9 protein-coding genes and 1 tRNA gene are annotated in these 12,130 nt (G+C 72.2%); 5 read left to right on the top strand and 5 right to left on the bottom strand.

Annotation, left to right across the window (positions count from 1 at the left end):
* Positions 1-87: 87 nt before the first annotated feature.
* Positions 88-1,575, bottom strand: a complete 1,488-nt coding sequence (locus QC283_RS31810) for an aminopeptidase P family protein (RefSeq protein WP_279565206.1) — start codon at positions 1,573-1,575, stop codon at positions 88-90.
* Between the two features lie 152 nt (positions 1,576-1,727).
* On the bottom strand, positions 1,728-3,176 hold the full coding sequence (locus QC283_RS31815) for a PP2C family protein-serine/threonine phosphatase (protein WP_279565207.1): 1,449 nt from the start codon (positions 3,174-3,176) through the stop codon (positions 1,728-1,730).
* Between the two features lie 649 nt (positions 3,177-3,825).
* On the opposite strand from QC283_RS31815, the gene QC283_RS31820 reads away from it, so the two are divergent.
* On the top strand, positions 3,826-4,491 hold the full coding sequence (locus tag QC283_RS31820) for a bifunctional DNA primase/polymerase (RefSeq protein ID WP_279565208.1): 666 nt from the start codon (positions 3,826-3,828) through the stop codon (positions 4,489-4,491).
* Between the two features lie 1,153 nt (positions 4,492-5,644).
* Here the strand turns inward: QC283_RS31820 and QC283_RS31825 are convergent.
* On the bottom strand, positions 5,645-6,634 hold the full coding sequence (locus QC283_RS31825; protein WP_279565209.1) for a DUF5926 family protein: 990 nt from the start codon (positions 6,632-6,634) through the stop codon (positions 5,645-5,647).
* A gap of 137 nt (positions 6,635-6,771) precedes the next feature.
* Here QC283_RS31825 and QC283_RS31830 point away from each other — a divergent pair, with 137 nt between their 5' ends.
* The gene (locus QC283_RS31830) at positions 6,772-6,954 is read left to right on the top strand and encodes a hypothetical protein (RefSeq protein ID WP_279565210.1); all 183 of its coding nucleotides are present in this window, start codon (positions 6,772-6,774) and stop codon (positions 6,952-6,954) included.
* 118 nt (positions 6,955-7,072) lie between these two features.
* On the opposite strand, the gene QC283_RS31835 is transcribed toward QC283_RS31830, so the two are convergent.
* Together QC283_RS31835 and QC283_RS31840 are read right to left on the bottom strand one after the other, a co-directional pair.
* Positions 7,073-7,624, bottom strand: a complete 552-nt coding sequence (locus QC283_RS31835) for an ATP-binding protein (RefSeq protein WP_279565211.1) — start codon at positions 7,622-7,624, stop codon at positions 7,073-7,075.
* A 212-nt stretch (positions 7,625-7,836) separates the two neighbouring features.
* Positions 7,837-8,673 (bottom strand): glycerophosphodiester phosphodiesterase, encoded by an 837-nt coding sequence (locus QC283_RS31840; RefSeq protein WP_279565212.1) that lies wholly within the window; start codon positions 8,671-8,673, stop codon positions 7,837-7,839.
* Positions 8,674-8,934: 261 nt separating this feature from the next.
* On the opposite strand from QC283_RS31840, the gene QC283_RS31845 reads away from it, so the two are divergent.
* The 3 genes from QC283_RS31845 to QC283_RS31855 all read left to right on the top strand — a co-directional run bounded on the left by QC283_RS31845 (position 8,935) and on the right by QC283_RS31855 (position 12,128).
* Complete coding sequence (locus tag QC283_RS31845) at positions 8,935-10,494, top strand: S1C family serine protease (RefSeq protein ID WP_279565213.1); 1,560 nt, start codon at positions 8,935-8,937, stop codon at positions 10,492-10,494.
* 121 nt (positions 10,495-10,615) lie between these two features.
* Positions 10,616-10,700: transfer RNA gene (locus QC283_RS31850), tRNA-Ser, on the top strand.
* A gap of 345 nt (positions 10,701-11,045) precedes the next feature.
* On the top strand, positions 11,046-12,128 hold the full coding sequence (locus tag QC283_RS31855; RefSeq protein WP_279565214.1) for a DUF4232 domain-containing protein: 1,083 nt from the start codon (positions 11,046-11,048) through the stop codon (positions 12,126-12,128).
* Positions 12,129-12,130: the final 2 nt, after the last annotated feature.

A 12,130-nucleotide genomic window follows, 5' to 3' on the forward strand; every position in this document is an offset into this window, starting at 1 on the left:
GGAGACCGGGGGAAACCACTTTCCTGGGCCCCGGGCGCGTCGATGGCCGGGTACTCGTGCGGTACCCGGCCATCATCGGACCGTGGATCAGGCCTTCAGCGCGGCCATCCACTCCTCGACCTCGTCCGACCGGCGCGGCAGCCCGGCGGACAGGTTCCGGTTGCCGTCCGCGGTGACGAGGATGTCGTCCTCGATGCGGACGCCGATCCCCCGGTACTCCTCGGGCACGGTCAGGTCGTCGGCCTGGAAGTACAGGCCCGGCTCGACGGTGAGCACCATGCCGGGCTCCAGCGTGCCGTCGACGTACGACTCCACGCGCGCGGCGGCGCAGTCGTGGACGTCCATGCCGAGCATGTGGCCGGTGCCGTGCAGCGTCCAGCGGCGCTGCAGGCCCAGCTCCAGCACCCGCTCGACGGGGCCCTCGACCAGGCCCCACTCGACGAGCCGCTCGGCCAGCACGCGCTGGGACGCGTCGTGGAAGTCGCGGTACTTGCCGCCCGGCTTCACCGCCGCGATGCCGGCCTCCTGGGCGTCGTACACGGCGTCGTAGATCTTCTTCTGGAGCTCGCTGTAGCGGCCGTTGATCGGCAGGGTGCGCGTCACGTCGGCGGTGTAGTACGTGTGCGTCTCCACGCCCGCGTCGAGCAGCAGCAGGTCGCCGGAGCGGACCGGGCCGTCGTTGCGCACCCAGTGCAGGGTGCAGGCGTGCGGGCCGGCGGCGCAGATGGAGCCGTAGCCGACGTCGTTGCCCTCCACGCGCGCGCGGAGGAAGAAGGTGCCCTCGATGTAGCGCTCACTCGTCGCCTCGGCCTTGTCGAGGACCTTCACGACGTCCTCGAAGCCGCGCACGGTGGAGTCGACGGCCTTCTGCAGCTCACCGACCTCGAACTCGTCCTTGACCAGGCGGGCCTCGGAGAGGAAGACGCGCAGTTCCTCGTCGCGCTCGGCGGTGACCTTGTCGGTCAGGGCCGCCTCGATGCCGGCGTCGAAGCCGCGTACGACGCGCACCGGGCCGGTGGCCTCGCGCAGGCTGTCGGCCAGCTCGCGGACGTCGGAGGCGGGGATTCCGTACCGCTTCTCCGCCTCGGTGAGGGAGTGGCGGCGGCCGACCCACAGCTCGCCCTGGCCGTCGAGCCAGAACTCGCCGTTCTCGCGGTCGGAGCGGGGCAGGAGGTAGATCGTCGCGGTGTGACCGTCACCCTTGGGCTCCAGGACCAGGACGCCGTCCTCGGTCTGGTTGCCGGTGAGGTAGGCGTACTCGACCGAGGCGCGGAAGGAGTACTCCGTGTCGTTCGAGCGGGTCTTCAGATTGCCCGCGGGGATCACCAGGCGCTCGCCCGGGAAGCGGGCGGACAGCGCGGCGCGGCGGGCGGCGGTCTCGGCGACCTGGGCGATCGGCTCCAGGTCGCGCAGCTCCGTGTCGGCCCAGCCGGACTTCATGTTCTCGGCAAGTTCGTCGGACACGCCCGGGTACAGGCCGTTCTTGCGCTGCTTGATCGGCTCCTCGGCCTCGTTCTCCGGGCCCGCTGCGTCAGCAGCAGGATCAGGTACTGCCGGGGTGAGCTCCTCCGACACGGTCATCCTCCTTGATACGGCACTGGACCACCCCCCATCGTACGGTCGTACGGAAGGGGGCCCAGGGCCGTAGGGCCTGTTACATGGAGGCACTACCGTCCGTTATGTATGACGTGCGGGGGGTCAGCGATCCGCTATGCGAACAGTGCTGGTCAATCGAACCGGACGGCCAGCAGGACGACGTCCTCCTGCGAGTCCGCGTCGGCCTTCCCGTCCGGCAGCACCGTGCGCAGGACGTGCTCCGCGACGGCGTCCGGGTCGTGGCGCTTGGCCCGGGGCACGCCGGCCGCCGCCGCGTGCAGGCGGGCGAAGGCGCGGTCGGCCGGGTCGCCGGTGCGGTGCAGCAGCCCGTCGGTGTACAGCAGCACCGTCTCCCCGGCCTCGGCCTGGAACTCCACGCTGGGCGCCTCCCAGCAGGCGAGCATGCCGAGCGGCGCGGAGACGGAGGTCTCGACGAACTCCGTGCGCCGTTCCCCGATCAGCAGCGGCGGGCTGTGTCCGGCGCCGGCCAGGGTGATCCGGCGCAGCGCGGGCTCGCAGTAGCCGAACAGGGCGGTGGCCGAGCGGGCGGGCTCGGTGAGTCGCAGCAGCAGCTCCAGGTCGGACAGGACCGCGACCGGGTCCTCTCCCTCCATCACGGCGTACGCGCGAAGCGAGGCCCGCAGCCGCCCCATCGCGGCGACCGCGCTGGGCCCGGACCCGGTGACGGACCCGACGGCGAGACCGAGCGCGGCGTCCGGCAGCGGCAGCGCGTCGTACCAGTCACCGCCGCCGCGCGGACCGGTGCGGTGCCGGGCGGCGAGCCGGATGCCGGGCACCCGCGGCAGACGGGAGGGGAGCAGTTCCTCGGCCATCGTCGCCATACACGCGCGCGTGCGCTCGGTTTCCAGGAGTCGGGCCAGGTGCTGGGCGGCGTACCGGGCGTAGAGGCCGGCGAGGTGGCGTTGCCGCTCACCCGGTTCGGCGGGCTCGTCGTAGAGCCATACGGCGGCTCCCAGGCGCCCGGCGCCTTCCGCGGACAGGGGGAGCGCGTAACCGGCGGCGTAGCCGAGGCGGGTGGCGACTTCGCGGTGGCGAGGGTCGAGGCCCTTCTCCGCGAGCAGATCGGGCTCGGCGATCCCGCTCTCGCCGGCCGGCAGTCCGTCGAGAATCCGCCCGTGGGGGAGGGAACTTCGCGGGACGGTCTCGAGGTGGCCGAGGTCGGCGCGGGTCAGGCCGAGGCCGGTGGTGGTGTCCGGTCCGAGTCCGTCGGCCGGTTCCAGGACGGCGAGTCCGCGCCGGGCGCCCACCAGGGCGGCTCCGGCGCGCAGTACTTCCTGGAGGCCTTCGGAGAGGGAGTCCGTACGGACCAGGCGTTCGGTCAGCTCGTGCAGGGTTGTGAGGTCCGAGACCCAGCCGGCCAGCCGGTCCTGGAGCCGGGTGCCGGGAGCACAGGGCACGCCCGAGGCATCTGTGTCTGTGGCGTCTGCGACGTCTGAGGCGTCCGTGGCGTTTGGCGTGGTGGCCGGGGAGGTACCCGGGGCAACGGACGCGACAGTGTGTGCGGGGGCCGGAACCGTTGAATCGATTCCGGCCACTTTCGCAGGGTGCGGGGTCTTCATGGCGTCCGGCCTTCCGACCGGCAGTTACTGCTCAAAAGCATCGCAAACCCCCATGTCATTCTGCGCCGCTAGCAGTGTCTCCACATGTACACGCACTCGTAAGGAGATGTCCAGCATTGTCCTGCCGGGATTCCTGGTGTCCGTGGGGTGTGAGCGGCCTCCTTCGCGACCTCTTGCGGAAAAGCGAAATTGGCTTGAAACTTCCCCAGAGGACGGCTTGTTGCGGTCGACTGGGGGCGCTTCACGGAGCGTCACAGCGGTCGTGATGGGTACGTACTCGGAGAAGGCCAGGGGTGGTTGGGGACCACCCGGAACCTGGCGGCGGACCCGGGCGTCCTATCCACCGACGACCGTGCCCCATCCTCCCGTGGCGGAGGCGGAGAGAAATACGCGGGACGGTAAACGCCAGACTTCGCCACCCCCGCGCCGAGCCCATGCTTTTGCCAGACGCAGTGTGGACGGAACCGCCGCGGACGCAGTCAGTGCTCGACCCACAGGGGTTTCCCCTGCCCGTGGCAGTGATGCCCTCGGCGGAGATGCCCTTGGCCGGGGTGTGATGCGCCACCAGCTACGCACAGCGAAGAGATCGACACATGGTGTGATGTGACCACGGTGTTGCCAGGCGTGCAACGGAAAGGAACGAGCGCTCATGCGCGAGATCCTCGGAAGGCGACGCAGGCTCTTGTCCCAGCACGACGACGGGCGGCCTGAGCTGATCGGCGCGGCCCTGACCTACGCGACACAATGGCAGTGGCCCGTACTCCCGGGTGTGGCGGCGGATCCGCGGGCGCGGTCGCGCTGCGGCTGCCCCGACCCGGAGTGCACGGTGCCCGGCGCGCACCCCTTCGACCCCGGGCTCCTCGCGGCCACCACCGACGCACGCATGGTGCGCTGGTGGTGGACCAACCGGCCCACCGCGCCGATCGTCCTGGCCACCGGGGACAGCGCCCCGTGCGCCGTCTCCCTGCCCGCCCTGCCGGCCGCCCACGCCCTGGCCGCGCTCGACCGCGCCGGTCTGCGGCTCGGCCCGGTCGTCGCCTCGCCCACCCGCTGGTCGCTGCTGGTCAAGCCGTACTCCATGGAGCAGCTGGGCGAGTTGCTCTACGCCAAGGACTTCGTCCCGGGCTCTCTGCGCTTCCACGGCGAGGGCGGGTATCTCGCGCTGCCGCCGTCCGAGACCGGCGGGGGCGCCGTGCGCTGGGAGCGGGCGCCGTTGCCCGGCTCCGCCTCTCCCTGGGTGCCCGACGTGGAGGCCGTGGTGGACGCGGTGGTCGACGCCCTCACTCGTACGGGTGTGAGCGCGCCCGAGTTGTAGGGGTGTCGGGCGTGCGCGGGAGTCCGCGCACGCCCGTGTCGTTATCGTCCACCCCATGCCGCTTCTTCCCGCTTCATGCCGCTTCGTGCTGGGGAGCGGCGCGCCGCCGGACAGCGCCGCGCGGGCTGTACCGCGCCGGGTCGTACCTCGAGTCGCGTTGTGCGGGTCTGCGTCGCGCCGGGTCGTACCTCGGGCCGCGTCGTGCGGGTCTGCGTCGAGGCAGGCCAGCGGCCGGCCGGGGGACGGGTCCGTCTGTACGGCCTCGCCGGCGCGGTAGTGGGCGCGGTCGTGCTGCCGTTCGCCGTGGCGTCCGCGGAGTCGCCGGGAGACGGTGCGCAGGGGGTCCCTCCGGCCGTCCGTGCCCTCTCGCAGGGCGGGGCGACGACAAGGCACCCGACGGGGCCGGTCGCGCTCAGGCCCAGGCTCAGGCCCCGGGCGCGCCCGCCCGTTCGCCGCTGCCTCCCGGACCGGCCACCGCCGTGCGCTGCGGTCCCGAGCTCACTTAGGTCTGCGCCTCGACGCCGCGCTGCTCGGTGGGCACCGAGGACGCGCCGGGAATCTGCGAGACGCCAGGAGAGCGCACTCGGGTCGGGCCGACGGCGTACACCGCGGTCGCGGAGTTCGTGGGCCGGGCCGGAAGCGGGCCCCTGCTGCTGCGCTCCGGGAGCAACCGTGGCGGTGACGGGAGCAATCGTGGCGGCGAAAACAACCGTGACCACGAGCGCAGCCGCGACGACGAGCGCAGCCGCGACGACGAGCGCGGTCGTGGCGGCGACGGGACCGGCGGAAGCAACAGGGCGGCTGGGAGTTACGGGGCCGTCTGGGGCGACAGGGGCGTCGAGGATGACAGGCACGCCGGGAGCGGTGGCGGCGAAGGGCGGTAACTCACCTGTAGGGACGGGGAGTTGACTCACGACTGCGGTGCGTGTGCGACCAGCCGCATGGAAAGACCCGGTTGCTGGCGACGGGGGATGCACCAGCAACCGGGCTACTCGAACGGTAACAAGAGATCGGCGGTAAGCAAATTCGATCTCTTGTTTTCCGGTCACCGACTGGCTTGTCTTCGGCGGGAGTTGTGACCGGAGTCACGCGCTTGCGGGCCGCGGCCCGGGCTGACCGGTCGGTCAGCCAGGACCGCCCCCGCGGCCGCGCGTCAACTGAGGGTGACCTGCCGGTTGGTCAGGCCGCCGCGTGCCCGGCGCTCGTCGGGGGTGAGCGGCGCGTCCGTGGCCAGGGCCTCGGCGAGACGCTCGGCGAACTCGGCCGCCGGCTTCTCGATGTCCTGCGCGGTGATCTCGCTCGGCAGGTCCCACACCGGGACGGTGAGCCCGTGCGCACGGAAGGAACCGACGAGGCGGGTGCCCTCGCCGAGTGACGACCGGCCCGCGGCGTGCAGCCGGGCGAGAGCGTCCAGAAGCCGCTCCTCCTCGTGCGGCATGACCCAGCGCAGGTGGTTCTTCTCCGGCGTCTCGCACCAGTAGGCGGCGTCCACGCCCTGGAGCCGGACGGTCGGGATGGCCGCGGCGTTGGCCCGCTCCAGGGAGGCGGTCACCTCCGGCGTGGCGTTCTCCGGGTCCGGGACCCAGAACTCGAAGCCCTCGTGGACGGCCGGCTCGAACGCTCCCTCGGGGGCGAGCAGGTCCTGCAGCCGAGGACCGTCGGCCGGCGCGCGGCGGCCTTGCACCGGGGTGCCGGGCGCTGCGGTCAGTGCCCGCTGGAGGGTGTCGGCGAGGTCGCGGCTGATGTCGCCCGACGCCGTGTCGTTCTGCAGGCCGAGCAGGACCGAGCCGTCGTCGCGGCGCAGGGCCGGCCAGGCCATCGGCAGCACGGTGGCCAGTGTGACGGAGGGGACGCCCTCGGGCAGGCCGTCCTTGAGGGGCAGTTCGACCGTGGCGGCCGGTACCAGCTCGCGCAGTGCCACCCAGTCGCACTCACCGGGCAGCCCCTCGAACGGGCGCTGCACCAGCGCGGTGGTGGCCTGCGCGGCGGCCCGGCCGTGGCAGGCCTTGTACCGGCGGCCGCTGCCGCAGGGGCAGGGCTCGCGTGCGCCGACGACCGGGAAGTTCCCGTCAGCGCCTGCGGCACGTGCACCGTCGGCGGGCTGCGGGCGCTTGGCCTTCGTCTGGGGTCGCTTCTTGGCCATCGTGGGTGTCTCCCGGTTGCGGCTCATCTCGTACGGGCGCGAGCCTAGCCGCTCCCGCCCCGGCCGACGGGACCCTGTGGACAACGGGCCGTCTGTGGACAACTCGCCCCGGCTTCCCTATGGCTGCCGGCTTTCCCATGGCCGCCGCTGCGGTGCCCCCGCGTCCCGCCGGATGTCCCGCAGTCGCCCTGGGCGGCAGGCCCGCGGTCCCCATGGGCCTGGCCGCGCTCCCCATGGGCCTGGCCGCGCTCCCCACGGGCCTGGCCGCGCTCCCCACGGGCCTGGCCGCGGTCCTCGCGGGCCTGGCCGCGGTCTCCTGAGGCAGGCCCGCGGTCCCCACGAGCCTGCCTCGCGGTCTCCTGGCGTACCCGCGCCGCTCCCTGGCCTGCCCGTGCTCCCTGGTCCCTCCCCGTAGCCCTCTGCGCGCGGGCTGTTGGGTCAGCCCAGGTCGTCAAAGACGTCCGCGAAGTCCAGGCCAGGGATCTCCGACACCGCCGGTGCCGTGATCCGGGTGGCGAAGTCGTCGCGACGGTGCCCGGCGTCCGGGTCGTGCACGTCGTCGTGCACGACCACCCACACGGTGACCTCTCCGCGGACGTCGTCCCGTACGCCCCAGGCGTCGGCGAGCGCGGTGATGATGTTCAGCCCGCGACCGCCGTGCGCGGTGACCGAAGGGGTCGCCGGGGCGGGGCGGGTAGGACCGCCGCCGTCCGTGACCTCCACGACCAGCCGACCACCCGCGTCCACCTGCCACGCGGCCCGGACGTCACCGTCCCCGGCCAGCTCGTCGCCCAGCGGACGGCCGTGCTTGCACGCATTGCTCAAGAGTTCCGAAAGGACCAGTACAGCGTCGTCGATGACCGATTCCGACACGCCTCCGCTGCGCAGCTCATCGCGCATGCGGTGCCTTGCTTTCCCCACGCCCGCAGGGCCATGAGGCACGGCCATGCTCGACGACGTGGGCACCTCCTGTGCCACCACCAACGCCACCCCCGAGACCTCCTTCGCCCCACGCCACGGTGTGGATGCCCCTCTGGCCTGAACCGGAAACCGTCCGGTCCCAGCCCAGTGACGCATTCGACACGGGCGAACACGCATCGAACGCGCCGGAGCACTCCCTGTAATCGCGTGGCCGGATCTCGTCGGTGTGGCCGAGGCGGGAGAACGCGGCAGAGGCCCGCAGGCCGAGGGTTCCGGATGAATCAGCGGCCCAGGCGGTCCAGGTGATCGAGCACCGCGCGCGGCCGGTTGGTGATGATGCCGTCGACGCCCAGGCCGGCGCAGAGATCCACGTCCTCGGTCTCGTTCACGGTCCACACGTGCACCTGGTGACCGGCCCGTTTCAGGCGCTCGACGTAGGCGGGGTGGTTGCGCACGATCCGGATCGACGGTCCCGCGATCCGGACACCCGCGGGCAGTCGCCCGTCGCGCAGCCGGGGGGAGACGAACTGCATCAGATAAACCGTCGGCAGGGTCGGCGACGCGGCCCGTACCCGGTGCAGCGAGCGGGCCGAGAAACTCATCACACGGACCGGTGAGTCGGCGGCAGAGGCCGGGGCGTCGAGTCCGAACCGCTTCAGCAGCAGCAGCAGCCGCTCCTCCACCTGGCCCGCCCAGCGCGTGGGGTGCTTGGTCTCGATGGCCAGCTCCACCCGCCGCCCCGCGTCGGACACCAGCTGGAGCAGCCGCTCGAGGGTCAGGACGGAGGTCTCTTCCCGGTCCTCGGGCCGGTGCTCCCAGTCGGGCTGCTCGTCACGCGTCCGCCAGAACTCCCGGGTCCTGCGGGCGCCGAAGTCCAGCGCGGCCAGATCGGCGAGTTCCAGCGCCGACACCGCGCCGCGGCCGTTGGACGTACGGTTGACGCGCCAGTCGTGGACGCAGACGAGATGACCGTCGGCGGTCAGGCGCACATCGCACTCGAGGGCGTCGGCTCCGTCCTCGATCGCCTTCCGGTACGCGGCCAGCGTGTGCTCGGGCGCCTCCTCGGAGGCTCCCCGGTGGGCGACGACCTGGATCCGGTGCTGGCGTGCGTGGGTCACCGCGTCATGGTGCCACCGCGTGCGGGTAGACGTGCCATCGGAGTCCACGACGGCACGTCCGTTTAGTCTTGGATGACCCATGTAAAGGCTGATCGTGGACCCACAGCAACCGCTTATGGTGCTCTGACGGCTCGTGGGAAAAGCTGATGGCATACGAGAACACCGCACATCTGCGTCGCGCCGGACCGTGGAGCAGCGCGTGAGCGTGGCTGAGCGCGAGCAGTGTGACCGACAAACAGCCGTGGAACGAGGAGAGAAGCTGTGAGCACCGAGAACGAGGGCACCGCGGTACCCCCGGCCCCGTCCGCGCCCCCCGTGCCGGTGGATTCTCCCGCCACCTCCGCCCCGTCGGCCGCGCCGCCCGCGGATAGGCCGCCGTCGCACTCGCCCGAGGTACCGCAGCCGCACGAGGGTTTCGGACACCCCGGCGTTCCCACCCACGCCCCGCACCAACCCGCTCCGCAGGACCCGGCAGCCTCCTACGGCCCGACTGCTCCGCAGGACCCGGCAGCCTCCCACGCGCCGACTGCTTCGCACGGTTCGGCTGCTTCGCACGGTTCGGCCGCGCCACAGGGACCCAACGCCCCCGACCCCTCCTGGCCGCCGCCCCCGCCCCCGGGCACCCCGTCGTACGGCGGGGGAGGCGGCGACGGCTACGGCGGCGGCTGGGGCTCCTCGTACCAGCCGCCGGCGCCGAAGCCGGGCCGCGGCCGCGGCGGTGTGGTGGCCGCGCTCCTGGTCGCCGCGCTGGTCGCGGGCGGGCTGGGCGGCGGGCTCGGTTACACCCTGGCCAAGAACAACGACGGGACCGGCTCGACCACGGTCTCCGCCTCCGACACCGGCGGCTCCGTCAAGCGCGACGCGGGCACGGTCGCCGGAGTGGCTGCCAAGGCGCTGCCCAGCACGGTCACCATCCAGGCCGAGGGCAGCAACGGCGAGGGCGGCACCGGCACCGGGTTCGTCTTCGACAAGCAGGGCCACATCGTCACCAACAACCACGTGGTGGCGGAGGCGGTCGACGGAGGCAAGCTCAGCGCGACCTTCCCCAACGGCAAGAAGTACGAAGCCGAGGTGGTCGGCCACGCCCAGGGCTACGACGTGGCGGTCATCAAGCTGGAGAGCGCCCCCTCGGACCTGAAGCCGCTGGCCCTCGGCAACTCGGACAAAGTGGCCGTGGGTGACTCCACGATCGCCATCGGAGCCCCCTTCGGTCTTTCCAACACGGTGACCACGGGCATCATCAGCGCCAAGAACCGTCCCGTGGCCTCCAGCGACGGCAGCGCGGGCAGCAAGGCGTCCTACATGAGCGCCCTGCAGACCGACGCGTCGATCAACCCGGGCAACTCCGGCGGTCCGCTGCTGGACGCGCAGGGCAACGTCATCGGGATCAACTCCGCGATCCAGTCCACGAGCAACGGCGGTTTCGGCACCGGCCAGGCCGGCTCGATCGGCCTGGGCTTCGCCATCCCGATCAACCAGGCGGAGTTCGTCGCCAAGCAGCTGATCAAGACCGGCAAGCCGGTGTACGCGAAGATCGGCGCCTCCGTCTCCCTGGAGGAGACGGTGAACGGCGCCAAGCTCACCGAGCAGGGCGTGGGCGGCGCCGAGCCCGTCGAGCCGGGCGGCCCCGCCGCCGACGCGGGCCTCAAGCCCGGTGACGTCATCACCAAGCTCGACGACCGGGTCATCGACAGCGGCCCGACGCTGATCGGCGAGATCTGGACCCACAAGCCCGGCGACGAGGTCACGGTCACCTACGAGCGCGGCGGCAAGGAGCAGACGACCGAGCTCACCCTCGGCTCCAAGGTCGGCGACGACTGACCGGCATCGGTGCACCGGAGGGCCGGACACGGGTCCAACGGCCTCCGTACGGGCCACAGCCCCCGCCGACCGGTCGGGGCCGGTACGCTGTACCCGCTCCGTCCCTGGTGGGCGGGGCACAGGTGGGTTGCCCGAGTGGCCTAAGGGAACGGTCTTGAAAACCGTCGTGGCGCGAGTCACCGTGGGTTCAAATCCCACACCCACCGCAGTGATTGACGGCCCCTGACCAGGCGTTACGGTCGGGGGCCTTCATCATGAGGACATGCGCCGCCCGCTGGGAATCCGCTGCCGGAGGTCGGCCGGACCCGGTTACTCTGCCGGTGCCTCGGGTGCTGACAAGTTCGGGGATTCGACCGGTGGTCTCGTGTGTCCTCCCCCGCTTCCGGCGGGGCCGCCCCAGTGCGGGGGATCACCGGTTCTCACGTCACGTTCGGGGTGTGGCCGGCGCAGATCGGACTTCTCGTACCCGAAGGCCGGGCTGTGACAGGGCTGTGACCGGAAGTGTGGCTTCCGACACGGTCCAGGTGAGGCCGGGCTGGTGGGGTGGGGCGATGCGTATTCCCCAGCTCCGCACGCCGCTCGCGGTCTCCGGCGCTCTCGTTGCCAGTCTCCTGCTCGGCGCCTGCGGCACCGAGACCGCCGCGTCCGGAACGGGCGGGGAAGGCCAGTCGGAGGATCGGTGCGGGGCGGGGGCGTCCGGCGGCGGCTACAGCGCGAGCGCCGGTGCCACCGCTGGTACCGGCGGTGGCGCGGGGGCCGGGCAGGAGCAGGACGCGGTGCGGATCGTCGGGATGGTCGAGCGGTCCGGTGACGCCGGGGCCGGTGCCGGGGCGAGTGCCTCGCCCGGTGCCAGGGCGGGCGAGCGCCCTGGTGTGTCCGTCACGGCGGACAGTCTTCCCGGGCTGCCGGGGGCGGGTGAGTCCGCCGGCGCGGTCGGTGGGGCGTCGTGCGTGGTCGCGTACTCGGTGACCAACCAGGGTGCCGAGCCCTTCACTTACACCATCACCTTCTCCCTGATGGACGACCAGGGAAGGGCGATGTCGAGCGCCGAGGAGACGGTGGCAGCCGTGGGGCCGGGACGGACCGTGCGGCGCACTCTTGAGCACGTCGGTCACCCGGGCGACCAGCGCCTTGACGCGGAGCACGTGCGGCTCCTCGACGTGAAGCGGGTGCCCGCAGACGAGGCGCCCGCGCCCGCCGGTTCCTGCCCGCGGTCCGGGCTGCGTCTCACCGCCGACAAGGGGGACGCGGCCATGGGGTTGCGAGTCGTGGGGCTGCACCTGGAGAACTGCGGCAGTCGACCGTACTCCCTGGAGGGTTACCCGGTGCTGCAGTTGCTCGACGAGGACCTGGAGCCGGTCGACGGGATCGACATCCTGCACGGCACCAACGACATCCCCATGGCCGGGAATGACGACGAGCCGCCCCGGCCGGTGACGCTGCGGCCGGGTGAGTCCGCCGTGTCGGGTCTGGCGTGGCGCAACACCACGCAGTTCGGTGAGGCGGTGACCGTGCCGTACGTCAGGGTCCGGGCCGAGTCCGGTTCCGACCCCGTGGTGGTCACGCCGAACCTCGATCTCGGCACCACGGGCAAGCTGGGCGTCCGGGCGTGGCGGAAGGCCGAGACGGGCTGAGT

Source organism: Streptomyces sp. DH41, from assembly GCF_029813785.1.
Lineage (GTDB): Bacteria > Actinomycetota > Actinomycetes > Streptomycetales > Streptomycetaceae > Streptomyces.